Origin of the sequence: Nocardioides immobilis (assembly GCF_003515065.1) — a bacterium.
GTDB classification, from domain to species: Bacteria; Actinomycetota; Actinomycetes; order Propionibacteriales; family Nocardioidaceae; genus Nocardioides; species Nocardioides immobilis.
The window spans coordinates 17,429-41,983 of record NZ_QXGH01000025.1; the positions used below are offsets into that span (position 1 = coordinate 17,429).

The 24,555-nt window shown below is 70.9% G+C and carries 23 protein-coding genes and 1 riboswitch; of the genes, 22 read left to right on the forward strand and 1 reads right to left on the reverse strand.

The window, feature by feature from the left end; genetic code table 11:
* Positions 1–79: 79 nt before the first annotated feature.
* From D0Z08_RS19925 to D0Z08_RS19950, 6 genes are all read left to right on the forward strand, one after another.
* Entirely contained in the window at positions 80–1,648 is a 1,569-nt protein-coding gene (locus D0Z08_RS19925) for a GMC family oxidoreductase (RefSeq protein WP_245994154.1), read from the forward strand.
* A complete protein-coding gene (locus tag D0Z08_RS19930; RefSeq protein WP_118927019.1) occupies positions 1,645–2,514 on the forward strand; it encodes a patatin-like phospholipase family protein in 870 nt (289 codons plus the stop codon). Before D0Z08_RS19925 ends, D0Z08_RS19930 begins: the two co-directional genes overlap by 4 nt.
* A gap of 39 nt (positions 2,515–2,553) precedes the next feature.
* Positions 2,554–3,519: a hypothetical protein gene (locus tag D0Z08_RS19935; RefSeq protein ID WP_118927020.1), complete on the forward strand. Its 966-nt coding sequence runs from the start codon at positions 2,554–2,556 to the stop codon at positions 3,517–3,519.
* A gap of 115 nt (positions 3,520–3,634) precedes the next feature.
* Positions 3,635–5,437, forward strand: coding sequence for an aldehyde dehydrogenase family protein (locus D0Z08_RS19940; RefSeq protein ID WP_118927021.1), 1,803 nt, complete (start codon positions 3,635–3,637; stop codon positions 5,435–5,437).
* A complete protein-coding gene (locus tag D0Z08_RS33470) occupies positions 5,418–7,226 on the forward strand; it encodes a patatin-like phospholipase family protein (RefSeq protein ID WP_118927022.1) in 1,809 nt (602 codons plus the stop codon). The genes D0Z08_RS19940 and D0Z08_RS33470 overlap by 20 nt, the downstream gene beginning before the upstream one ends.
* Positions 7,226–8,887, forward strand: a complete 1,662-nt coding sequence (locus tag D0Z08_RS19950; RefSeq protein ID WP_118927023.1) for an FAD-dependent oxidoreductase — start codon at positions 7,226–7,228, stop codon at positions 8,885–8,887. Before D0Z08_RS33470 ends, D0Z08_RS19950 begins: the two co-directional genes overlap by 1 nt.
* On the opposite strand, the gene D0Z08_RS19955 is transcribed toward D0Z08_RS19950, so the two are convergent.
* A complete protein-coding gene (locus D0Z08_RS19955) occupies positions 8,871–9,767 on the reverse strand; it encodes an adenylate/guanylate cyclase domain-containing protein (protein WP_182481400.1) in 897 nt (298 codons plus the stop codon). The genes D0Z08_RS19950 and D0Z08_RS19955 overlap by 17 nt on opposite strands.
* A 65-nt stretch (positions 9,768–9,832) precedes the next feature.
* On the opposite strand from D0Z08_RS19955, the gene D0Z08_RS19960 reads away from it, so the two are divergent.
* From D0Z08_RS19960 to D0Z08_RS20035, 16 genes are all read left to right on the forward strand, one after another.
* Positions 9,833–11,773 carry an acetoacetate--CoA ligase gene (locus tag D0Z08_RS19960; RefSeq protein ID WP_118927025.1) on the forward strand — a complete coding sequence of 647 codons (1,941 nt, stop codon included), beginning with the start codon at positions 9,833–9,835 and terminating at the stop codon, positions 11,771–11,773.
* A 35-nt stretch (positions 11,774–11,808) separates the two neighbouring features.
* A complete protein-coding gene (locus tag D0Z08_RS19965; protein WP_118927026.1) occupies positions 11,809–13,158 on the forward strand; it encodes a hemolysin family protein in 1,350 nt (449 codons plus the stop codon).
* Positions 13,151–14,215, forward strand: coding sequence for a hemolysin family protein (locus D0Z08_RS19970; protein ID WP_118927027.1), 1,065 nt, complete (start codon positions 13,151–13,153; stop codon positions 14,213–14,215). The genes D0Z08_RS19965 and D0Z08_RS19970 overlap by 8 nt, the downstream gene beginning before the upstream one ends.
* Positions 14,216–14,245: 30 nt before the next feature.
* Positions 14,246–14,875, forward strand: a complete 630-nt coding sequence (clsA, locus tag D0Z08_RS19975) for a cardiolipin synthase ClsA (RefSeq protein ID WP_281271760.1) — start codon at positions 14,246–14,248, stop codon at positions 14,873–14,875.
* A complete protein-coding gene (locus tag D0Z08_RS19980) occupies positions 14,875–15,747 on the forward strand; it encodes a DUF881 domain-containing protein (RefSeq protein WP_118927028.1) in 873 nt (290 codons plus the stop codon). The genes clsA and D0Z08_RS19980 overlap by 1 nt, the downstream gene beginning before the upstream one ends.
* Before the next feature lie 2 nt (positions 15,748–15,749).
* Complete coding sequence (locus D0Z08_RS19985) at positions 15,750–16,082, forward strand: small basic family protein (protein ID WP_118927029.1); 333 nt, start codon at positions 15,750–15,752, stop codon at positions 16,080–16,082.
* Entirely contained in the window at positions 16,075–16,848 is a 774-nt protein-coding gene (locus tag D0Z08_RS19990) for a DUF881 domain-containing protein (RefSeq protein ID WP_118927030.1), read from the forward strand. Before D0Z08_RS19985 ends, D0Z08_RS19990 begins: the two co-directional genes overlap by 8 nt.
* A gap of 14 nt (positions 16,849–16,862) precedes the next feature.
* Positions 16,863–17,249, forward strand: coding sequence for a glycine cleavage system protein GcvH (gene gcvH / locus D0Z08_RS19995; RefSeq protein ID WP_118927031.1), 387 nt, complete (start codon positions 16,863–16,865; stop codon positions 17,247–17,249).
* Between the two features lie 60 nt (positions 17,250–17,309).
* On the forward strand, positions 17,310–17,819 hold the full coding sequence (locus D0Z08_RS20000) for a zinc-ribbon and FHA domain-containing protein (RefSeq protein WP_118927032.1): 510 nt from the start codon (positions 17,310–17,312) through the stop codon (positions 17,817–17,819).
* A gap of 5 nt (positions 17,820–17,824) precedes the next feature.
* The gene (gene ftsR / locus D0Z08_RS20005) at positions 17,825–18,556 is read left to right on the forward strand and encodes a transcriptional regulator FtsR (protein WP_245994156.1); all 732 of its coding nucleotides are present in this window, start codon (positions 17,825–17,827) and stop codon (positions 18,554–18,556) included.
* A 28-nt stretch (positions 18,557–18,584) separates the two neighbouring features.
* Positions 18,585–19,052, forward strand: coding sequence for a bifunctional nuclease family protein (locus D0Z08_RS20010; RefSeq protein WP_118927033.1), 468 nt, complete (start codon positions 18,585–18,587; stop codon positions 19,050–19,052).
* Between the two features lie 144 nt (positions 19,053–19,196).
* Positions 19,197–19,793 carry a MerR family transcriptional regulator gene (locus D0Z08_RS20015; protein ID WP_118927034.1) on the forward strand — a complete coding sequence of 199 codons (597 nt, stop codon included), beginning with the start codon at positions 19,197–19,199 and terminating at the stop codon, positions 19,791–19,793.
* A gap of 28 nt (positions 19,794–19,821) precedes the next feature.
* A riboswitch (glycine riboswitch) is annotated at positions 19,822–19,912 on the forward strand.
* A 74-nt stretch (positions 19,913–19,986) separates the two neighbouring features.
* Positions 19,987–22,857, forward strand: a complete 2,871-nt coding sequence (gcvP, locus tag D0Z08_RS20020) for an aminomethyl-transferring glycine dehydrogenase (protein ID WP_118927035.1) — start codon at positions 19,987–19,989, stop codon at positions 22,855–22,857.
* A gap of 36 nt (positions 22,858–22,893) precedes the next feature.
* A complete protein-coding gene (locus D0Z08_RS20025) occupies positions 22,894–23,547 on the forward strand; it encodes an alpha/beta fold hydrolase (protein ID WP_118927036.1) in 654 nt (217 codons plus the stop codon).
* Positions 23,548–23,638: 91 nt separating this feature from the next.
* Positions 23,639–23,827 (forward strand): hypothetical protein, encoded by a 189-nt coding sequence (locus D0Z08_RS20030; RefSeq protein WP_147381492.1) that lies wholly within the window; start codon positions 23,639–23,641, stop codon positions 23,825–23,827.
* Between the two features lie 88 nt (positions 23,828–23,915).
* A complete protein-coding gene (locus D0Z08_RS20035; RefSeq protein ID WP_118927038.1) occupies positions 23,916–24,548 on the forward strand; it encodes a class I SAM-dependent methyltransferase in 633 nt (210 codons plus the stop codon).
* Positions 24,549–24,555 lie beyond the last annotated feature (7 nt).

Below are 24,555 nucleotides of genomic sequence, written 5' to 3' on the forward strand. Positions count from 1 at the left end.
CGGTGGACGCAACGCCAAGCGGCCGGGCGTTCCGGACCGGCAAGATCTGTCCCATCGTTCCGACGCCTGAGGAGTGCAGATGACGAGCTACGACTACATCGTGGTGGGATCCGGGTCAGCGGGAGCAGTCGTCGCCGGCAGGCTGTCCGAGGATCCAAGGGTGAGCGTGCTGCTCGTCGAGGCCGGCGCGGCCAGGAAGCCGATGAACGTCCGGATCCCCGCCGCCTTCCCGACCCAGTTCAAGACCAAGGGCGACTGGGAGGTCTACACCGAGCCCGAGCCGCACCTGGACGGTCGGTCGATCTACCACCCACGGGCCAAGGTGCTCGGCGGCTGCAGCGCGATGAACGCCATGATCTACATCCGCGGCAACCGGGCCGACTACGACACCTGGGCCAAGGACGGCGCCACCGGTTGGTCGTACGACGAGGTGCTCCCGCTGTTCCGGCGGTCCGAGCACAACTCGCGCGGGGCCGGCGACTACCACGGCACCGACGGCCCCCTGTTCATCGAGGACCAGCGCAACCCCAGCCCGTTCACCGAGACCATGGTCGACGCGATGGTGACCGCCGGCCTCCCGCGCAACGGCGACTTCAACGGGGCCGAGCAGGAGGGTGTCGGTCACTACCAGGTCACGCACCGTCGCGGCATGCGCTGGACGACGGCCGACGGCTTCGTGCGCCCTGCGATGAAGCGGCCCAACTTCACCCTGCTGGCGGACGCCCAGGTCATGAAGGTGCGGATCAGCGACGGCCGCGCGGACGGGGTCGAGGTCGAGCACCACGGCCGCCGCGAGCTCCACCGGGCCGAGCGTGAGGTCATCCTCTCCGCCGGTGCCTTCAACACGCCGCAGCTGCTGATGCTCTCGGGCATCGGACCGGCCGACCACCTTGTCGAGCACGGCATCGACGTGGTGGTGGACAACCCGAACGTCGGCCAGCACCTGATGGACCACCCGCTCTACGTCTCCAACTTCGAGACCTCCGCGGCCGGCACCCTGGCGGAGGCGCAGTCGCCGGTGCACCTGGTGAAGTACCTCGCCGCCCGGCGCGGCCTCCTCACCTCCAACGTCGGCGAGGCCGGGGGGTTCTTCCACACCCGGTCGGGCGAGGAGGCACCGGACATGCAGCTGATCGGCGGACCGGCGTACTTCTGGGACAACGGGTTCGCGACCCACGACAAGCCGGCCTACACGCTCGGCCTCTCCCTCGTCGGCTCGAAGAGCCGTGGCCAGGTCCGCCTGCGCAGCGCGGACCCGCGGGACAGCGTCCGAACGACCTTCAACTACTTCGCCGAGCGCGCCGACATGGACTCGATGGTGGCCGGGATCGAGCGGGCTCGTGAGATCGCCGGTTCCGCCGGGCTGCGCGACCTCACGACCAGGGAGCTCCACCCGGGGCCCGGCGTCGGCAGCCGCGCGGACCTCGAGGCCGAGGTACGGCGCAACGTGATCCACACCTACCACCCGTCGTGCACGGCCCGGATCGGCACGGAGGCCGACGGCGTCGTCGACCCCGAGCTCTTCGTGCACGGCGTCGGCGGGCTCCGGGTGGCGGACACGTCGGTGTTCCCGACGATCCCGCACGGCAACACCCACGCCCCGGCCGTGATGGTGGGCGAGAAGGCTGCTGCGATGATCTCCGGGTGACCAAGCGGGGACTCGTCATCGGCGCCGGCGGCGTGACCGGCCTGGCGTGGTCCAGCGGCACCCTGGCTGCGCTCGAGGCCGCCACCGACTGGGACCCGAGGACGGCCGACCTCCTGCTCGGCACGTCGCAGGGAGCGTTCCTCTCCGGGCTGCTCGCCAGCGGGGTCGGGACCGACGATCTGCTCCGGTGGTACCGCCAGGAGCTTCCGGACACGCACCCGCTGCGGTCCCGAGCGGTCCGCCGGGAGCAGCCGGAGCGCCGACGGAAGGTTCCCGTCCCGGCATCGCCGACGCTCCTCGCCCGCGCGGTCGGACCGGGGCGGATCACACCGCTCGCCGCGATGTCCGGGCTGCTGCCTGCGGGCAGCGGATCCCTCGACTCCTTCCTCGCCCCGCTGGCCGCCGTCGTCGGCACCGACGACTGGGTAGGGCACCCCGCGACCTGGGTCACCGCACTCGACTACGACTCGGGCCGCCGCGTGTGCTTCGGCGCGCAGGGGCAGCCGCGGCCACCGATCCTCGAAGCAGTGCGCGCGTCCTGTACCGTCCCCGGCCAGTTCCCGCCGGTCCGGATCGACGGACGCCGCTACATCGACGGCGGCGCGCACTCGACCACGAACGCCGACCTGGTGGTCGACGCCGGCCTGGACGAGGTCGTCGTACTCGCTCCGATGGCGGGGGAGGGCGGCCTGTTCCGCCGGGTGGCACAACGACAGCTGCGGACCGAGTGCCGGCGGTTGGAGCGCGCGGGTGTGAAGGTGCAGGCCTTCATGCCGACGTACGACGACCGCGCATTGATGGAGGCCCGGCCGCTGGACGTGGCCGCGCGGATGGCGATCTTCGAGAACGCGTTCGCCAGCAGGTAGTGGCAGCCCCGGCCTAGTCTTGGATCGGAGGGGGTACGCATGCGACTCGGCATCGCTGTCCTGGTGCTGGCACTGGGAGCGTGCGCGGCCAGCGAGCCGGATCGGTCCGCGGCCACGCCGGAGCCTGCCCTCGCCCCGGTTGCCGGGTGCCCGGTCTTCCCGTCCGACAACTGGTGGCACGCGGACGTCTCCGACCTGCCCGTGCACGAGCGGAGCGCCGCCTGGCTCGCGCGGATGTCGCCGGCCAGCGAGCTGCATCCCGACTTCGGCCCGTCGTACGGCGACGGCCCCCCGTACGGCATCCCGGTCACCGTCGTCCGCAGCGACCACCGCAAGGTGCGGGTCCGGTTCACGTACGCCGACGAGAGCGACCGGGTGCGCTACCCCCTCGGCCGCGACACCCGGATCGAGGGCGGACGCCGGAGCGACGGCGACCGGCACGCGATCGTCGTCGACCGGGACCGCTGCCGGCTCTTCGAGACGTTCGCGACTCGGGTGCGCGACGGTCGCTGGCGGGCCGGGTCGGGCGCCGTGTGGAGCCTGCGGTCCAACGCCCTGCGCCCGGACGGCTGGACGTCCGCCGATGCCGCGGGCCTGCCGATCCTCCCCGGGCTGCTGCGGTGGCGCGAGGTCCGCGACGACACGATCGACCACGCGATCCGCTTCACCACCGACGAGACCAGCAGGTGGCACCTGTGGCCGGCCCGCCACGACGCCGGCGCGCACACGGACCGGCGCTACCCACCGATGGGCGCCCGGTTCCGGCTCGACGCCGGCTTCGACACGACGGGGTACGGCGGCTACGCGCGCCGGGTGATCCGGGCGATGCAGACCTATGGCCTGGTCCTGGCCGACAACGGCAGCCCCTGGTACTTCCAGGGGGAGCAGCACCGGAGGTGGCCGGAGCGGCTCATCGCGGACCTGAAGCGGATCCCGGCGGACGCGTTCGTCGCCGTCGACACCTCGTCGCTCCAGGTCGACCCCGACAGCGGGGCCGTGGGCTGATCCCGCGGTTCTCGCCCGATCGGCGGTAGTAAAGGGTCATTCTGGGGGCCTAGCATGCAAACGGCCGATCGGGCGGCTCTCCTGCGACTCCCCACGCCTTCAGGAGGCGACCCTGATGAGCCTGCCCGGATTCTTCGACGCTCTTTCCGACGAACACCGGGAGACCGTGGCGAAGCTCCTGACCGAGGTCGAGTTCGAGCCCGGCACCCGGATCTTCACCGAGGGCGACGAGGGCGACGCGGCGTACTTCATCGACGAGGGTGACGTGCGCATCGAGCTCGAGCTTCCCGAGGTCGACACCGAGTCGGTGCTCCGTTACGAGGGACCCGGCGCGACGCTCGGCGAGGTCGCGCTGCTCGACCGGCTCCCGCGGTCGGCGACCGCGATCGCCGAGACCCGGGTCCGGGCCCGGATGATCACGACGGCGGGACTCGACGAGCTGGCGGTGCGCGAGCCGGGCGCGGCGCTCGCCGTCACCCTCGAGCTCGCCCGCGACGCGACGGGCAAGCTCCGGCGCCTGACCGAGCAGGCGTCCGACCTGATGTTCGCCGCCGCGCCCGACCCCGTCGTCGACGAGCTGGTCAGCCGGTCGGTCGCCGCGCAGGCTGCGTTCGCGGACTGGCCCGAGCACCGGGTCGACGCCCTCCTCGGCCGGCTCACGACCAGCTTCGTCGAGCACGCCCAGGCGTTCGCCGACGCGACGGTCGAGGAGACCCACATCGGCAACGCCGTCGACAAGGGGCTCAAGAACTGGGTCGCTGCCCAGGGGGTCTACGACTCGCTCGTCGGCCAGGTCGGCTCCGGCCCGCTCGGTACCGACGAGCAGACGCAGGTCACCGAGATCGCCGAGGCGGTCGGCGTGATCTTCGGCCTGGTCCCGGTCACGAACCCGGTGGCCACCGCGTACTTCAAGACGCTGGTCAGCCTCAAGTCGCGCAACGCGATCATCCTCAGCTTCCACCACGCCGTGCTCGGTGTCGGCAGCCGCGTGGGCGAGCTCATCCACGAGGTCCTCGCGGCGGAAGGCGCTCCGGAGGACCTGGTGCTGTGGGTCAGGAAGCGGGGGAGCCGCAAGCTGACCCAGCAGTTCATGAGCCACCCCGACGTCGGGCTGGTCCTCGCCACCGGCGGCGCCGCGATGGTGCAGGCGGCCTACAGCTCCGGTACGCCGGCGCTCGGGGTCGGTCCCGGCAACGCCCCGTGCTGGATCGCGCCCGACGCCGACCTCACCGCTGCGGCGACCGCGATCGTGATGTCCAAGTCCTTCGACAACGGCGTCATCTGCGGGGCCGAGCACAACCTCGTCGTCGACACCTCGGTGCGCGACGACTTCGTGGCGCAGCTCGAGAGCCAGGGCGCCGCCGTACTCTCCCCGGTGGAGGCGGAGGGATTCCTGAAGCTCGCGGTCGACCCGGCGACCAACCGCTTCCGCGGCGAGACGATCGGCCAGTCGGCCGCGACCATCGCCGGGTTCACCGGCATCACCCGGCCGTTCGAGATCAAGGTGATCGTGGTCCCGGCCGCCTGGGACGGCGAGGACTCCCCGCTGGCCGGGGAGAAGATGACCCCGGTCCTGTCGCTGTTCGACGTCGCCGGCGACGACGAGGCGATCACCCTGTCCCGGCGGCTGCTGGACTTCATGGGCAGCGGCCACACGTCGATCGTGCACAGCCAGGACCCCGACAGGGTCGCCCGCTTCGGCGCAGCGATGCCGACCAGCCGGATCCTCGCGAACTCACCCGGTGCCCATGGGGTCTTCGGCGTGACCACGGGGCTGGTGCCCTCGCTGACGCTGGGGTGCGGCACATTCGGCGGTAACTCGACGACCGACAACGTGAGCTTCAAGAACCTCCGCAACGTGAAGCGGCTCGCACGAGTGATCCAGCCCGGAGCGAGCGATGCGGACAATCCGGGCTGAGCCGCGGCACGCGGTCGGGGCGCTCGCCGGCTGTGCGGTGTTCCGCGGCATGACCCACGAGCGGCTCGCGGAGCTCGCCCGGTCGATGGAGTGGACCGTGCTCGACCGGGGCGAGGCCCTGATGCACACCGGCGACCCCGGCGACGACCTCTACGTCGTCGCGGGCGGCCGTCTCAACGTCGCCATCGTCGGCGCCGACGGCACCGAGACCATCGTCCGGGAGATCGGCCGCGGCTCGACCGTCGGTGAGGTCGCGCTGCTGACAGGGTCGCGGCGTACTGCGACCGTGCGCGCGGTCCGCGACACCCTGGTCGGCCGGCTCTCGCGCGCGTCCTTCGAGCGGCTGATGGAGGAGGACCCGCGGAGCGCGCTCCAGCTCACCCGCGTCGTGGCCGGCTGGCTGCTGCCCGGGAGCCCGCCCCGCCGTACCAGCGCACCGGCGACCGTCGCCCTGGTGCCGGTCGCCGGCACGGACGTCCGAGAGGTGGCCGCGCGGATCGGTGCGGTCACGCCGCTGCGGGCGCTGGATCCCGAGACCGTCGACCAGGCCGTGGGTCCCGGCGCCGCCCGGTCGCCGGCCGGCTCACCCGACGAGCGGGCACTGGCGGACTACTTCGACACCGCCGAGGTGGAGCACCCGCTGATCCTGCTGCTCGCGGATCCGGATCCGGCGTCGCCGTGGACCGAACGGGTCCTCCGGCGAGCCGACCGGGTGCTGGTCGTCGCGCCGGGCGGCGTCCGACCCGACCGCCAGACCCGCCCCCAGCTGGCGCGGATCGCGGCGATCACCACGGACGTTCCCCGCGAGCTGGTGCTCGTGCGCGAGGCGGGCCGGCCCGCACCCGGGGTCACGGCGCTGTGGCGGGACGCCGGCGGCTTCACCCGGCAGTCGCACCTGCTGGCCGGCGCCGACGCCGACTGGCGGCGGCTCGGCAGGCACCTCACCGGAACGACGACCGGGCTGGTGCTCGGCGGCGGGGGTGCCCGCGGCTTCGCGCACATCGGCGTGCTCCGAGCGCTGATCGAGTCCGGCATCGAGATCGACCTGATCGGCGGCAGCAGCATGGGCGCCCTGGTCGGCGGTCTGTGGTCGACCGGCCTCGAGCCGGACGAGATCGTCGAGCACAACCGCGAGGTCTGGCACAAGATCCGGCCGCTCAAGGGGTTCACGTTCCCGTTCGTCGCCCTGCACGGCTCGCGCCGGAGCCGGACGGCGATGGACGGGTGCTTCGGCAGCCGGCAGATCGAGGACCAGGCCCGCGAGTTCTTCTGCACCTCGACCAACCTGACCCGCAACCACATCGTCATCCACAGCAGCGGACCGCTGGGCAGGTACGTCCTGGCGAGCATGTCGATCCCGGGGATCGTGGCTCCGGTGATCGACCGCGGCGAGCTGCTCGTCGACGGCGGCGTGCTCGACAACCTCCCGGTCGACCCGATGAGCCGCACCGGTGCCGGCGTGATCATCGCGAGCGACGTCTCGCCGCCGCGCACCTTCTCGGTGGGGATGCACTGGGAGCACGAGCCCGGCCTGCTCGACGTGCTCCGGCACCGGATGCGACAGTCCGCCGGCACGGCCTTCCCCAACATCGTGCGGATCCTCGAGCGCACCGCGACGCTGGCCAGCGACCGCGCGGCCGAGACCCAGCGGACGCGGAGCGACGTGCGCTTCATCGCGCCGCCGGTCGCCCGGTACGACACCTTGGACATGCGGCACCTGGACGAGATCGTCGAGGTCGGCTACCGGTCGGCGCTCGAGACGATCTCCGGTTGGACGGAGGAGAAGTGATGACGGCAGGGCAGCGTCCGCTGCGGGTGGTGTGCATCGGCGGGGGATGGACCGCGATCTACCTCGCGCGCTCGTTGAAGAAGGCGGTCAAGAGGGGCGACGTCGAGCTCACCATCGTCAGCCGCGACAACTTCCACACGTTCCACGGCTTCATCGCCGAGATGCTCACCGGCAAGGTGTCGCCCACCAGCATCACCAGCCCGAACCGGCGCCTGTTCCCGCCCGCCCGCTTCCACAACGCCGAGATCAAGTCGGTCGACGTCACCCAGCGGACCATCACGACGTCGCGGCTGCTGGACGGGAAGGAGAAGGTGCTGGAGTACGACCACCTCGTCGTCGCGCTCGGCTCGATCGACGACCTGTCCCGCTACCCCGGGATCGCCCAGCACGCCCTGCAGCTGAAGACCTTCTCCGACAACTTCAAGGCGCGCAGCCACCTGCTGGCGATGCTCGAGATGGGCGAGGTCGAGACCGACCCGGTCGAGCGCCAGCGACTGCTGACGTTCATCGTCGTCGGTGGCGGGTTCGGCGGCGTCGAGGTCTCCACCGAGCTGATGGACTACTTCCGGCGGCTGGCCCGCAAGGAGTACCCCGGCATCGACCCGGACGAGATCCGGGTCCTCCTGGTGCACTCGGGGGAGCGGATCCTCCCCGAGCTGGCCGCGCGGCAGCCGAAGCTCATCGGCTACGCCGAGAGGACCATCGCCAAGGGCGGCATCGAGGTGCTCACCGGCACCCGGATCAGTGCGGCGACCCGGGACGAGGCGATCCTCTCCGACGGCACCGTGGTCCAGACGCGGACGATCATCAGCTCCTCGGGCACCGCACTGTCGCCGCTGCTGGACCTGATGCCCTACGAGCGGGACGAGCGCGGACGGGTCATCACCGACGCGAACCTCCAGGTGCCGGGCACCGACAACGTGTGGGCCGCGGGCGACTGCGCCGCCGTACCCCACCCCCAGGGCGGAACCTGCCCGGCCGTCGCGATCTTCGGGATGTATGGCGGCCGGCAGATCGGGCGCAACATCGAGCGTCATGTCCAGGGCAAGCCGCTCAAGCCCTTCAGGTTCGCCGGGCTCGGTGACGCCTGCTCCCTCGGCCGGCGCAAGGCGGTGTCGCACCTCAAGGGGATGCGCTTCTACGGCCTGCCGGCGTGGATCCTGTGGCGCCTGTTCTTCTGGTGGTTCGTGCCGACCTGGGAGCGCAAGGCGGACATCGCGTTCGACTGGATGATGGCGCCGTTCTTCGGCCGCGACATCGTCAACGTGCAGGTCGCGACGCCGTACGGCCTGCGTCGTGAGCACTACGAGTCCGGGCAGGCGGTGGTGCGCCAGGGTGAGGTCGGGCAGCAGATCTATGTCATCACGGCCGGGACCGCCGACATCATCCGGGAGACGCCCGAGGGCGACGTCCTGGTGACGACCCTGGGACCGGGCGACCACTTCGGCGAGAAGGCGGTGTTCGAGAAGTCCCGCCGGACCGCGACGGTCCGCGCCACCTCGGCGCTCGAGGTCCTGTCGCTCGGCGAGAACGAGGCCCGGACGCTGGCCGAGACGATCCAGGTCTTCGGCGCCGCTGTGCGCGAGCTCCCCAACGAGCCCGAGCACAACCCGGCGCCGCTCCCGACCGACGCGGACCGGCCCGTCACCCCGGCTGGCTGAACCTGATCCTGGTCGCCCCGATGACGAGCTCGTCGCCGTCGGCGAGCGGCCGGGCGACGGTGACGCGCTCGTCGTTGACGGTGGTGCCGTGGGTGGACTGGAGGTCGGTCAGCACGAATCCGGCCGGGGTTCCCGTGATGGCGCAGTGGTGCCGGCTCACCAGGTTGTCGTTGAGCACCAGGTCGTTGTCGGGCATCCGGCCGATGCGGAGCCCGTTCTCGTTGAGGGTGAGCGTGCGGCCGTCCTCCATGACCAGCTCCGCGGCGGACACGTCGGCGGGCCGGTAGAGCGTGCGGGCCACCGCTGCTGCCGCCGCCCCGGACGTGCCGAGCGACTTGATCCGCGGGAACGACCTCAGCATCCCCTCCGCACGGACCTGGAAGAGGCGCTCCTCCTCGGCGAGGTCCTTCAGCGGATGGGTGCCGAGATCGGTGATCTCGAGGTCCTCGGGACGGGTCTCGAAGTCCTCGATCACGGCCTGCGACACGACCACCTGACCGCCGTTGGCGGTGCCCATGATCCGTGCAGCCCGGTGCACGTCGTAGCCGACGAAGCTGCCGTCGTACGACGACACCACGCCCACGTGGACGCCGGTCCGGGACCGGATCGGGCGTCCGCCGGGCCAGTCCGCCGCGGCGAGGTCGCGCTGGGCCTGGATCGCAGCGGCGACGGCGTCGCGCACGGTTGGGAACACGACGAAGAACCCGTCGCCGGCGGTGTCGACCTCGTGGCCCCGGTGGTCCTTCCACGCGCGCCGGCAGGTCTCACGATGCAGCCGGAGCACGTCCTTCCACTGGTCCTTGAGCCGGTTGGCGTGCAGCGTGGAGCCTTCGATGTCGGAGAACAACATCGCCAGGCGCTGCTGGGACAGCTCGGTCACGCGAGTCATTGAACCACCGGGACGGGCCGCTCCGTGGCGACTCCGGCAGCAATAGGCTCGACCGCATGACAGCACCGGACTGGACACCGCCGTCCACCCAGCCGCGTCCCTACCGGATCGAGGAGTTCGCGCAGCTCGCGTCGACACCGGCCTACGCCGGTCGGGACCTGGCCGGCGCGGTCGCCGGCGGCGGGGTCGAGGGGTACGACGAGCTCTGGCGCTGGTCCGTCGACGACCTGGACGGCTTCTGGCGCTGCGTCGCGGACTACCTCGGGCAGGGGCTGGTCGGGCCGGCGCTGACGGAGGAGCGGATGCCCGGCGCGGTGTGGTTCCCCGAGTCGCGGGTCAACTACGCCCGCACGGTGCTCGAGGGCCGGCCGGCCGACGAGGTGGCGATCGTCGGCCTGACCGAGGACCCCGGCGCCACCCGGACCCTGACCTGGGCTGATCTGCGGGCCGAGGTGGCCGGCCTCGCGGCGTCGTTCCGTTCGCTCGGGGTGGGGGAGGGGGACCGGGTCGTCGGCTACCTCCCGAACACCCCGGACGCCATCGTCGCCCTGCTGGCGACCGCCAGTATCGGAGCGGTCTGGTCCGTGTGCGGCATGGACTACGCCGCGTCGGCGGCGCTGGCCCGGTTCGAGCAGCTGGAGCCGACGCTGATGGTCCACGCGTCGTCGTACGTCCATGGCGGCAGGACCCACGACCGCTCCGCCGTGGTGGACGAGCTGCGGACGGCGCTGCCGTCCCTGCGCGCGACCCTCGAGGTCGGCAGCGTCGCGTGGGAGCAGGCGGTCGGCACGACGGCCGAGCTCGGCTACGTCGACGTGCCGTTCGACCGCCCCCTCTGGGTGCTGTTCTCCTCGGGGACGACCGGCAAGCCGAAGGGCATCGTGCACGGCCACGGCGGCGCGATGCTCGAGCAGGCCAAGGTCGCGGCCCTCCACTTCGACCTCGGCCCCGGCGAGCGGCTGTTCTGGTACACGACGCCGTCCTGGATGATGTGGAACTTCGTCGTCGCCGGCCTGCTGACCGGCGCGTCCGTCGTCGCGTACGACGGCAGCCCGGCCCATCCCGCGACCGACCAGCTCTGGGCGATCACCGCCGAGCACGGGGTGACCGCGACCGGCATGAGTCCGGCGTACGTCGCCGCCTGCCAGAAGGCCGGGGTCGGCCCGCAGGACCACGACCTCTCCCGGCTGCGGCGGGTCGGCATCTCCGGCTCGACGTTCCCCGCGGTCAGCCACCGTGCCCTGGCCGACGCCCTGCCGCCGGTCGTGCAGATCGCCTCGATCAGCGGCGGCACCGACGTCGTCAGCGCCTTCGTCGGGCCGGCGCCGACCATCCCCGTCTGGGCGGGGGAGCTGTCGCGTCCGTGTCTCGGCGTCGCCGTCAACGCGTACGACGAGAGCGGCGCGCCCGTCCGCGGGGAGGTCGGCGAGCTGGTCATCACCCGGCCGATGCCGTCGATGCCGGTGATGTTCTGGAACGACCCTGACGGCGCGCGCTACCACGACGCCTACTTCGACATGTTCCCCGGCGTGTGGCGGCACGGCGACTGGATCACCCTCACCGACCACGGCTCGGTCGTCATCCACGGTCGCTCCGACGCCACGCTCAACCGGAAGGGGGTCCGGATGGGCAGCGGCGATATCTACGAGCCGGTCGAGGCGCTGCCCGAGGTGCGCGAGGCGCTGGTGATCGGGATCGAGCGCCCGAACGGCGACTACTGGATGCCGCTGTTCGTGGTGCTCGCCGACGGCGTCGATCTCGACGACGCCCTCAAGACCAGGATCAACGACGCCATCCGCGCCCACGCCTCGCCCCGGCACGTGCCGGACGTGATCATCGCGGCGCCGGGCGTTCCGCACACCCGCACCGGCAAGAAGCTCGAGGTGCCGGTCAAGAAGGTGCTGCTCGGGCAGGACCTCAGCGGCGCGCTGGACCCCGGCAGTGTCGACGCTCCCGAGCTGCTCGACTGGTACGCCGAGGTCGGCCGCAGCCACTAGGCTTCAGCGACCATGACTCCTGGTCACCGACATCGATGACGACCGCCCTTCTCCTCCTCGCACTCGCGATCCTGCTGGTGCTCGCCTGCGGGATGTTCGTCGCCGCCGAGTTCGCGTTCGTGACCGTCGACCGGTCCCAGGTCGAGAAGGCCGCGTCCGAGGGAGACGCCACCGCTGCCGGCGTGCAGCGGGCGCTCCGCTCCCTGTCGACCCAGCTGTCGGGTGCCCAGGTCGGGATCACGGGGACCAACCTCGGCATCGGCTTCCTGGCCGAGCCGGCGATCGCCGAGCTGCTGCGCGACCCATTGGAAGCCGCCGGCGTCGCCGAGGGCGCGGTCGGCCCGATCGCGCTCACGACGAGCCTGGTCCTCAGCACGGTGCTGACGATGCTGATCGGCGAGCTGGTGCCGAAGAACATCGCGCTGGCGCTGCCGATGGCCACCGCCCGCGCCACCCAGGGACCGATGCGGGCGTTCACCACGGCGATCCGGCTGCCGATCCGGCTGCTCAACGGAGCGGCGAACGCGATCGTGCGGTGGTTCGGCATCGAGCCGCAGGAGGAGCTGCGGTCCGCGCGCAGCTCGACCGAGCTGGCCTCGCTGATCCAGCGAAGCGCCCATGTCGGGACGCTCGACGCCGACACCGCCGAGCTGATGGAGAAGTCCGTCGAGTTCGGCACCCGCACCGCCGGCGAGATCATGACGCCCCGGGTCCGGACCCGTTCCCTGGAGGTGGGCGACCGGGCCAGCGCGGTGATCGAGCTCGCCCGCGAGACCGGGCACTCCCGGTTCCCCGTGCTCGACGAGCACGACGCCGTCATCGGCACCGTGCACGTGAAGAACGCCGTCGCCCTGCCCGTCCCCGAGCGCGCGACCACCCGGGTCAAGCACCTGATGGCCAAGCCGATCGTGGTGCCCGACAGCCTGCGGCTCGACCCGCTGATGGGGCTGTTGCGCAAGGACGGCTTCCAGATGGCCGTCGTCCTCGACGAGTACGGCGGGCATGCGGGCATCGTCACGCTCGAGGACGTGGTCGAGGAGATCGTCGGCGACATCTCCGACGAGCACGACCGGCTCGGCTCCCGGGGCCGCCTCCGTCGCGACGGCAGCTGGTCGGTGTCGGGGCTGTTGCGGCCCGACGAGATCGAGGACCTGACCGGCTTCCAGCTGCCCGAGGGGGAGGACTACGACACTGTCGCCGGCCTGGTGCTGAAGGCGCTCGGCCGGATCCCCACGGCAGGGGAGCAGGTCGTCGTACCCCTCGTCGAGCAGCACGACGACGAGGACGCGCCCCGGCGCGACGCCGTACTGACCGTGGAGCACATGGACGGGCTGCGCATCGACCGGCTGTCGCTCCGGGTGCAGGAGGAGGCGCCCGATGAGTAGCGTCTCCGCGCTGCTGCTGACCGTGCTGCTGCTCGCCGGCAACGCGTTCTTCGTGGCGACCGAGTTCGCCCTCATCGCCGCCCGGCGCAGCCAGATCGAGCCGCGGGCCCAAGCGGGCTCGCGACTCGCGCGGACGACGCTGCGCGCGCTCGGCCAGATGCCGCACATGATCGCCGGCATCCAGCTGGGCGTGACCGTCTGCTCGCTGGTGCTGGGCGCGATCTCCGAGCCCGCCATCGCCCATCTGCTGGAGCCGCTGTTCGAGGCGGCCAACCTTCCGCACGACCTGCTGCACCCGGTCGGCTTCGCCGTCGCGCTGAGCATCGTCGGCTTCCTGCACGTCGTGCTCGGCGAGATGGTCCCGAAGAACGTCACGCTCGCCGGTCCCGACCGCGCTGTCCTGCTGCTCGCGCCGCCGATGCTGGCCCTGGTCACCATGATCAAGCCGGTGATCGTCGCGCTCGACGCGATGGCCAAGGCGATCCTCAAGCTGCTGAAGGTCGAGCCCAAGGACGAGCTCAGCTCGTCGTTCACCCGCGAGGAGGTCGCGGCGCTGGTCGAGGAGTCGCGCGGCGAGGGGCTGCTGGCCAAGGACGAGTACGACCGGCTCGCCGGCGCGCTCGGCTTTACGGAGAAGACCGTCGCGGGCGTCATGATGCGGCCGGAATCGCTCACCACCGTCCGCCGCGGCTCGACCGGAGCGGACGTCGAGGCGGTCTGTGCGGCCACCGGGTTCAGCCGGTTCCCGGTCGTCGACGAGGGCTCCGACGGCACGGACGAGCTGCTCGGCTACCTGCACATCAAGGACGTGCTCGAGCCCGACGAGGAACGCCGCAACCGGCCGGTCGCGGACCGGTGGGTGCGGCCGTTCGCGACCGTGGGGGAGGACGCGCTGCTCCACGACGTGCTCGAGCACCTGCAGCGCAGAGGCGCCCACATGGCGCGGGTCGTGACCGCCGACGGCGCGACGCTGGGCGTCGCCGCGCTCGAGGACGTGATCGAGGAGCTGGTGGGCGAGATCCGCGACGCGGCCCACTCCGACGAGGCCGGGTCATGACCACGGCGCTGGGAAACTAGGGTGTCGTTCGTGGCCCGCCCGACGACACGCGAGGACCCCGAGTCGAACCAGGGCTCGAACGCGGTCTTCACGGTCCCCAACCTGCTGAGCATGCTGCGGCTCGCGGGCGTGCCCCTCTTCCTGTGGCTGGTGCTGGGCCCGGAGGCGGACGGCTGGGCGCTGGCCGTGCTCATGGTCTCCGGTGTCACCGACTTCCTCGACGGCTGGCTCGCGCGCAAGCTCGACCAGCAGTCGGCGTTGGGCCAGATCCTCGACCCGGTGGCCGACCGGCTCTACATCCTGGCGGTCGTGGTGGGGCTCGCGCTCCGCGACATCATCCCGTGGTGGCTCGCGGCGTCGCTACCGCTGCGCGACCTGCTGCTGTGGGGACTGGTGCCGTTGCTGCGCACCCGCGGCTACAGCGCGCTTCCGGTGCACTTCCTCGGCAAGGCCGCCACGTTCAACCTGCTCTATGCGTTCCCGCTGCTCCTCCTCGGCGACGGCGAGGGGACGGTGGCGACCCTGGCCCAGCTGTTCGGGTGGGCCCTCGCGCTCTGGGGGATCGGCCTGTACTGGTGGGCGGGCGTCCTCTACGCCTGGCAGGTGCGCAAGCTGCTCGCCACCACCGAGCCGCGATCGAGTCGTGCGGGCGGCCCGTGATGACCGACGCCAGGGATGACGCCACCGCGCGGATGCGCACCCCGCTGCTCGCCCTGATCACGGCCGAGGCGCTCGAGCGCGACTACCAGATGGTCGCGCAGCGGCGCGTCGAGCAGGGCGGCGCGCCGCAGGGCAGCGCACGGATCCCCGGCCGCGTCGGCGTGGTCGCCGTGGTCGCGATCTTCGGCGTGCTGCTCACGGTCGCCGCGGTGCAGACCAATGCGAACGCCGACATCGAGAGTGCCAGTCGCGCTTCCCTGATCGACCGCATCGAGGCCCGGCGCGAGGCTGTGCAGGACCTCAACCGGACGCTCTCGGACCTCCGCGAGAGCAACGCCGACGCGGAGACGCGGCTGCTCGAGCTCGGCAACCAGGTCAACGATGTGGAGGGCGACGCGGCCGACCTCGGGGCGGTCACCGGGTTCACGCCGGTCGTCGGCGAGGGCATCCGGATCGAGCTCGACAACGCGGCGTACGCCGACCCCGACACCGAGCACATCCGCGACTCCGACCTCGCCCTGCTCGTCAACGCCCTGTGGTCCGCCGGCGCGGAGGCGATCGCGATCAACGGCCAGCGGATCTCGCCGCGCACCGCCATCCGCAACTCCGGCACGGCGATCGAGGTCAACTCGATGGGCATCGCGCCGCCGTACGTCGTGCAGGCCATCGGCAACAACGACACCCTCGCGGCCCGGCTCCTCGAGACGACCAGCGGTGCGGGCTTCGCCGTCCTGGCCGCCGACTACGGCTGGAGCCAGCTCATGGACAATGTGGACGAGATGCGATTGTCGGCTGCGCCGATTCGGCTGCGGCAGCTACGGTCGGCCTCGCAGGAGACGGACACGCGGCCCCCGCCAGAAGGAGACAGGTAGACGTGATCGCAGTTCTCGGCCTGCTCGTCGGCGTCCTGCTCGGGTTCCTCGTCCAGCCCGACGTGCCGCTCGGCCTGGAGCCGTACCTCCCGATCGCGGTCGTCGCCGCCCTGGACGCGGTGTTCGGCGCGCTCCGTGCCTACCTCGACGGCATCTTCGACGACAAGGTCTTCGTCGTCTCCTTCCTCAGCAACGTGGTGATCGCGTCCGGCATCGTCTACCTCGGCGACCGGCTCGGTGTCGGTGGCCAGCTGTCGACCGGCGTCATCGTCGTCCTCGGCATCCGGATCTTCACCAACGTCGCGGCCATCCGGAGACACGTGTTCCATGCCTGACCCGACGCCTGACCCGACGCCCGACCCGGACCAGCCGGAGGAGGTCGACCCAGGTCCGCGCCAGCGGATCGTGGCCGGTCTGCTCAAGCCCTCGCGCAGCCAGATCGTCGTCGGGCTGCTGCTGGCGGTGGTCGGCTTCGCCGCGGTCACCCAGGTGCGCGTCAACGAGACCGACGACACCTACTCCGGACAGCGCGAGCAGGAGCTCATCGACATCCTGTCCGCGCTCGCCGGCACCCGGCAGCGCGCCGAGGACGAGATCGCCGAGCTCGAGGAGGTCCGCGACGACCTCCAGGACGACACCAGCAAGCGGCAGGCCGCGCTGGAGCAGGCCCAGGAGGACGTCGACGAGCTCAGCGTCCTCGCCGGGCTGGTGCCCGTGACCGGCCCGGGGATCCGGATCACCATCGTCGAGGAGACCGGCCAGGTGTCGCTCTCCTCGCTGCTCGACACGATCCAGGAGCTGCGCACCGTGGGCGCGGAGGCGATGCAGCTCAACGGCACCGTGCGGATCGTCGCCCAGACCTCGTTCGAGGAGGCCGAGGGCGGGTTCCTGGTCGACGGCGACCTGGTCGAGGCGCCGTACGTCCTCGACGTCATCGGGGAGCCGTCGGTGCTCGCGCCGGCGCTGGAGTTCCTGCTCGGGCCGAAGGCGCAGCTCCAGGAGGACGGGGCGTCGCTCGAGGTCGACGAGCTGAGCTCGATCGACATCGAAGCGGTCCGGGAGTACGAGGAACCTGACTTCTCCACCCCGGACCCCGGTTAGTAGCCTTCAGCCTCATGACCCCTGACGACCTCAAGTACACCGTCGAGCACGAGTGGCTGCGCACTCCCGGCGAGCAGCCGGGCTCGGTCCGGGTCGGCATCACCGACTACGCCCAGGACGCCCTCGGTGACATCGTCTACGTGTCGTTGCCCGAGGTCGGGACCACCCTCACCGCCGGCAGCGCCTGCGGCGAGCTCGAGTCCACCAAGTCGGTCAGCGACGTCTACGCCCCGGTCGGTGGCGAGGTCGTCGCCCGCAACGAGGCGCTCGACGCGACGCCCGAGCTGGTCAACAGCGATCCGTACGGCGACGGCTGGCTGTTCGAGATCGTCGCGGCGGACGCCAGCGAGCTCGACCAACTGCTCGACGCGGCCGGTTACCAGGCACAGATCGGATCCTGACCGTGTAGGTTCGAACCATCGACCTCAACCTCACCCTGAGGGATAGCTCGAGGAGAACTGATGCCTTTCTGCACCGCTTGCGGACGACAGAACCCGGACGACGCCCGGTTCTGCTCCCAGTGCGGGACCCGCCTGGTCACCCCGGAGCCGACCATCGATCCCAGTGACGCCACCGCGACGATCAGCTTCGCGGGCGCCGACAAGGTCGAGACGTCCGACCGGCAGCTCAGTCCCATCGACGCGGCCGCGGTCGACGCGCTCCCGGTGGGCTCGGCGCTGCTGGTGGTCCAGAAGGGTCCGGGCGCCGGCAGCCGCTTCCTCCTCGACCAGGACGTGGTCAACGCGGGTCGCCACCCCGACAGCGAGATCTTCCTCGACGACGTCACTGTGTCCCGCCGCCACGCGGTCTTCAACCGCGCCGGGGACACCTACACCGTCAGCGACGTCGGCAGCCTCAACGGCACCTACGTCAACCGCGACCGGATCGAGACCGTGTCGCTGACCGACAGCGACGAGGTGCAGATCGGGAAGTACCGGCTGGTCTACTTCTCGGGCCACGAGGACGTCTGACACTCGTGGGGATCTCGTCCGCCGAGCGCCACGAGGCGCTTCTCAACATCGGCCAGGTCCTCGATCTGCTGCGCCCGGACTTCCCCGACATCACGATCCCGAAGATCCGGTTCTGGGAGGACCGGGGCCTGATCAAGCCCCAGCGCACGCCCGCGGGCTACCGCAAGTTCTCCGACGCGGACGTCGACCGGCTCCGCTACGTCCTCCGGATGAAGCGCGACCACTACCTGCCCCTCGACGTCATCCGTGAGCACCTCGACGCCATCGACCGCGGCCTCGAGCCGCCGCAGATCGACCCCGTCGTGCCGACGGTCCCGCGGGTCGCGCTCAACGCCGACGGGCTCCCGGCGCCGGAGTCGTTCAAGCGCAACGACAACTTCCGACTGTCCCGCAAGGAGCTGGTGAAGATCGCCGAGATCGGTGACGACCTGCTGGGGCAGCTCGAGGAGTTCGGGCTGATCACGGCCCTCCCCACCGGGCACTACGACACGGACGCGCTGGTGATCGCGCAGGCGGCCCGCGACCTCGCCGAGTTCGGCCTCGAGCCCCGTCACCTGCGTGCCTTCAAGACCGCCGCCGACCGCGAGGTCGGGCTCGTCGAGCAGGTCGTGGCGCCGGTCCGGCGCAGCCGGGACGCCACCGCGTCAGCCCGCGCCGAGGAGGCGATCAGCGAGATCGCCGCGCTGTCGGTGCGGCTGCACGCGACGTTGGTGAAGGCGGGCCTCCGCCGGCTCTGATCTACCGCTCGAGGAGTACGCTCGTTGCATGCGCGAGGTCGATGTGATGGGCGTAAGGGTGGAGATGCCGTCCAACCAGCCGATCGTGCTGCTGCGCGAGGTCTCGGGTGATCGCTACCTGCCGATCTGGATCGGTGCCGTCGAGGCGACCGCCATCGCGTTCGCCCAGCAGGGCGTGGTGCCGCCTCGCCCGCTGACGCACGACCTGATGAAGGACATCCTCGCGGCGACCGGCAACGAGCTGTCCCAGGTGCAGATCACCGACGTCAAGGACGGCGTCTTCTACGCGACCCTGGTCTTCGGGTCGGGTGCCGAGGTGAGTGCCCGGCCGTCGGACTCGATCGCCCTGGCACTGCGCACCGGCACCACGATCTACTGCTCCGACGAAGTGCTCGACGAGGCCGGATTGGCCGTTCCTGCCGAGCAGGAGGACGAGGTCGAGAAGTTCCGCGAGTTCCTCGACCACGTCTCGCCGGAGGACTTCGAAGCGCATTGAGGCGGCCGGTGACCAGCCCTCAACCTCAACTTGAGGGTGAGAGTTGCGACACGCCGGGGCGACGTCTTGGACAATGCCTGCTCCAGCGCCGTACCTTGAAGAGTCCGATCTGATCGGGCACCCCGACTTTCGACGGAGGACCGCGTGAACGAGCACCAGCCCGACGCAGGCAGCCAGGCTGCCGACGTCGCCGCCGGCGTCGCCGAGGAGCAGGGGCTGCTCTTCACCGACGACGTGTCGCCTCTTCCCAGCGACCTCGGCTACCGCGGTCCGACGGCCTGCAACGCGGCCGGGATCACCTACCGCCAGCTCGACTACTGGGCCCGCACCGGCCTGATCGAGCCGAGCGTCCGCGGCGCGAGCGGCAGCGGCACCCAGCGTCTCTACAGCTTCCGCGACATCCTGATCCTCAAGGTGATCAAGCGACTCCTCGACGCCGGCATCTCGCTGCAGCAGATCCGCACCGCCGTCACGCACCTGCGCGAGCGCGGCACCGACGACCTCACCCAGGTCACCCTGATGAGCGATGGCGCGTCGGTCTACTACTGCACCAGCAACGACGAGGTCATCGATCTCCTCCAGGGCGGCCAGGGCGTCTTCGGCATCGCGATCGGCGGGGTCTGGCGCGAGATCGAGGGCACCCTCGCCGAGCTGCCGAGCGAGCACGCCGCGCCCGAGTCGGGCGAGATGCTTCCGGGCGACGAGCTTGCTGCTCGCCGGGCCGCGCGAACCGCGGGCTGACGCCTCCGGGCTGATAGTCTCAGCCTGCTGATCCCGCGCGGGAGAGTCTGGGTTCGACCCAGCGCCGAAGGGGCAAATCCTCCCCGGAACCTCTCAGGCACCAGGACCGCGTGGCCGGGCAACTGTGGAGCCGCATCGCCGCGGTGACAGAGGGGGAGGGCGACGAGATCGATCGATCCTTAAGGTGCCCTCCTTGTCCGACCAGCCCACGCTTCCCGAGCTCGACGGCGCTCTGCCGTTCGTCAGCCGCCACCTCGGTCCCGACCAGTCCGGGATCGACACCATGCTCGACCGGCTCGGATTCTCGTCGCTCGACGCCCTGATGGACGCGGCCGTCCCGGCCGGGATCCGCACGACGGAGCCGCTCGACCTCCCGGCAGCGCTCAGTGAGGTTGCCGTGGCGGGGGAGCTGCGCTCCCTGGCGGGGGACAACCGGCCCGGTGAGCCGATGCTCGGTCTCGGCTACCACGCGACCGTCACGCCGCCCGTCGTACGACGGAACGTGCTCGAGGACCCGAGCTGGTACACCGCCTACACGCCGTACCAGCCGGAGATCTCGCAGGGCAGGCTCGAGGCGCTGCTCAACTTCCAGACGATGGTCAGCGACCTCACGGGGCTCCCGACCGCGGGCTCGTCGCTCCTCGACGAGGGCACTGCTGCCGCGGAGGCGCTGGCGCTCGTCCACCGGGCGCGCCGCAAGATCGCCGGCCCGTTCGTGCTCGACGCCGACGCGCTGCCCCAGACGATCGACGTGGTCCGCACCCGTGCCGACGCGATCGGCATGGATGTCGTCGTTGCCGACCTGTCGGAGGGGCTGCCGGACGGCGAGCTCGCCGGCGTCCTCATCCAGTACCCCGGCACCTCGGGTCGGGTGCTCGACCCCCGGCCGCTGATCGACGCCGTCCACGAGCGCGGCGGCCTGGCCGTCGTCGCGGCCGACCTGCTCGCGCTGACCCTGCTCGAGGCTCCCGGCGCCCTGGGAGCCGACGTCGTGGTCGGCTCTAGCCAGCGCTTCGGCGTCCCGCTGTTCTACGGCGGGCCGCACGCCGGGTTCATGAGCGTGAGCGCCGGCCTCGAGCGGCAGATCCCGGGCCGCCTGGTCGGGGTGTCGCTCGACGCCGAAGGGCGTCCGGCGTACCGGCTCGCCCTGCAGACCCGCGAGCAGCACATCCGTCGTGACAAGGCGACGTCCAACATCTGCACCGCCCAGGTACTGCTGGCCGTGACGGCGTCGATGTACGCCGTCTACCACGGGCCCGAGGGCCTGCGGCAGATCGCGACCCGCGCCCACCGCTACGCCGCGGTCCTGGCCCACGCGCTCGCCGAGGGCGGCTTCGCCCCGACACACGAGCGCTTCTTCGACACCTTGACCGTGCCCGTGCCGGGACGCGCCGCGGACGTGGTCAGAGCGGCACGCAGCCTCGGTGTGCACCTGCGCCTGGTCGACGCCGACGCCGTCGCGATGTCGACGTCGGAGTGCACGACCCGGGCCACGGTGAGCACCGTCCTCAAGGCGTTCGGCATCGAGGGCACCGACATCGACGACGTCGACCGGACCACGAGCGACGCCCTTCCGTCGGAGCTGCGCCGTACGACGACGTTCCTCGAGCACCCGGTCTTCAACACCCACCACAACGAGACGTCGATGCTGCGCTACCTGCACCGGCTCTCGAGCCGCGACTACGCGCTCGACCGCGGCATGATCCCGCTGGGCTCCTGCACGATGAAGCTCAACGCCACGACCGAGATGGAGCCGGTGTCCCTGCCGGGCTTCGCCGACCTGCACCCGTTCGTGCCGGCCGCGGACGCCGCCGGCTACCGGCAGCTGGTCGACCAGCTCGAGACCTGGCTGGCCGAGGTCACCGGGTACGACAAGGTGTCGATCCAGCCGAATGCCGGGTCGCAGGGCGAGTTCGCGGGGATGCTCGCGATCCGCGCCTTCCACGACGCCAACGGGAACCACGCCCGCCGGGTCTGCCTGATCCCGTCGTCAGCGCACGGCACCAACCCGGCCTCCGCCGTGATGGCCGGCATGACGGTCGTCGTCGTCAAGGCCGACGACGACGGCACCGTCGACCTCGAGGACCTGCGCGCGAAGTGCGAACAGCACGCGGACACGCTCGCCGCGATCATGGTCACGTACCCGTCGACGCACGGCGTCTACGAGGAGACGATCACCGAGCTGTGCGAGATCGTGCACGAGCACGGCGGCCAGGTCTACATCGACGGCGCGAACTTCAACGCCCTGCTGGGCTACGCCAAGCCGGGTCAGTTCGGCGGCGACGTCTCGCACCTCAACCTGCACAAGACGTTCTGCATCCCGCACGGCGGCGGGGGCCCGGGTGTCGGTCCGGTCGCGGTGCGCGAGCACCTGGCGCCGTACCTCCCTTCGCACCCGCTGCACCCCGAGGAGTCCAAGCGCGAGGGCGTCGGCGCGATCAGCGCGGCGCCGTACGGCTCGACCGGGATCCTCCCGATCTCGTGGGCCTACGTGCGGATGATGGGCGCCGAGGGCCTCGCCCAGGCGACTGCCGTCGCGGTGCTGTCGGCCAACTACGTCGCGGCGCGGCTCGGTGACCACTTCCCGGTGCTCTACCGCGGCGACACCGGGTTGGTGGCCCACGAGTGCATCCTCGACCTGCGGGAGATCACGAAGCAGACCGGCGTCAGCGTCGACGACGTCGCCAAGCGGCTGGTCGACTACGGCTTCCACGCGCCGACGATGTCGTTCCCCGTCGCCGGGACGCTGATGGTCGAGCCGACCGAGTCCGAGGACCTGGCCGAGCTGGACCGGTTCTGCGAGGCGATGATCGCGATCAAGGGCGAGATCGACCGGGTCGCCGCGGGCGAGTGGAAGCTCGACGACTCCCCGCTGCACCACGCCCCGCACACCGCGCGAGCACTGGTGGGGGAGTGGGACCGTGCCTACACCCGCGAGGAGGCCGTCTTCCCTTCGGGCATCAGCGGCGACAAGTACTGGCCGCCCGTCGCCCGCATCGACCAGGCGTACGGCGACCGCAACCTGGTCTGCTCCTGCCCGCCGGTCGACGCCTACTCGGAGTAGCAGCGCTTCGTCGGCGGCGTCGGGTTGGATGGAGACATGACTCAACTCGTCTTTCTCAGTGGTGCAGGACTTCCGGAGTGGATCTGGGACGAGGTTCGGCAGATCCTTCCCGTCGATTCGCTGGTGGTGGCCTATCCCAAGGGGTCAGCCTCGTTGCGTACCTACGCCGAGTCGGCGCTCACCCAGGCCCCCCAGCGCTTCACTCTCGTCGCCCACTCCGCCGGCGGCGTCGTCGGCTCTGAGATGTGTGCGCTCGCGCCGGACCGGGTCGAGGGTTTCATCGGGGTGAGCGCCTGCCTTCCGCCGGCCGGACGGTCGTTCGTCCAGGCCATGCCGATGCCGCAGCGAGCGATCCTCGGGTTGGTCCTTCGGCTTCTGGGCACCAAGCCGCCGGACAAGCAGATCAGGGAAGGCCTGTGCGCCGGGGTCTCCGACGACATCGCGGCCCGTGTCGTCGCTGACTTCGCTCCGGAGTCGAGGGCTCTTTTCACCGACGCCGTGTCGGCCCGGTCGTTCCCCGCGAGATCGGCCTACCTCGTGACCGAGGACGACAGGGAGTTTCCAGCACCCCTCCAGAGCAGGTTTGCGGCGGAGCTGGGCGGCCAGGTCGAGACGATGCGGACGGCGCACCTCCCGATGCTCGAGGATCCAGCCGAGACCGCCAAGCGGATCCTAGGAGCCCTGGCCTGACCTGCGACCGGCATCTGCGGGTCCTGGTCGCGTTCTCGTCGAGTTGCTGGGCCGTGGTCAGACGTTCGGGCCCGGGAGTAGCGTGCGGTTGGTGAGCGAGAAGGAGCCGGGCGTCGAGGAGCGGGAGTGGCCGAGGAGATGCCCGCACTGCCAAACCGAGCTGCAGACCGCGACCCAAGGTTTCAACCCTGCAGGTGAGGACGACATCGATCACGGCGAGATGGGCGAAGTCCTGGCCGTTGATTTCTGTCCCAACCCAGACTGCCCCGGCCAGCAGTGACTCGGGGTCGACGCCTACTCCGGGCGGGCGTCGGGCAGTCGACCGAAGACCTGGAGCGACGCGCGAGCGTGGCCGGTAGCCTCGAATAATGACGAGCGAGCCATCCGGCATGTTCGAGGCGATCTACGCGGGCGCGGAGGCCGGTGAAGCCAAGCCGCCCTGGGACTACGGCGCTCCCCGTCCACAGCTCGTGGAATGGGCTGAGGCGCGAGACCTGGCGGGCGGTGGCCGCGAGGCGCTGGTGGTGGGATGCGGCTACGGTGCCGACGCAGAGTTCCTTGCCCTGTTGGGATTTCGCACGACGGGCTTCGACTTCGCGCCGAGCGCGATTGCTGCAGCGCGGCGAAAGTACCCCGCCAGCAAAGTGAACTACTTCGTTGCCGACGTCTTGGATCTTCCGCGTGAGTGGCAGCGTAGGTTCGACCTGGTTGTCGAGAGTCTCACCGTGCAGTCGATGCCGCCTGAGCAGCACGCGGAAGCCGCGCAGAGCATCGCCGCTCTGGTGGCTCCAGTAGGCACTCTGCTGGTCCTAGCGACCACATGGGACGAAGGGTCCGAGGTGAAAGGACCGCCGTGGCCGCTGACCCGTGCAGAGCTCGAGGAGTTTGCGAGCGGCGACCTCACCCTGCGCAGCGTCGAACGGATCGAGGGTGGCAACTGGTGGCGAGCCGAGCTGTCGCGAGGGGCGGAAGGTTCGATGAGTCATGCGTCCCAGGTCTAGATCCGCT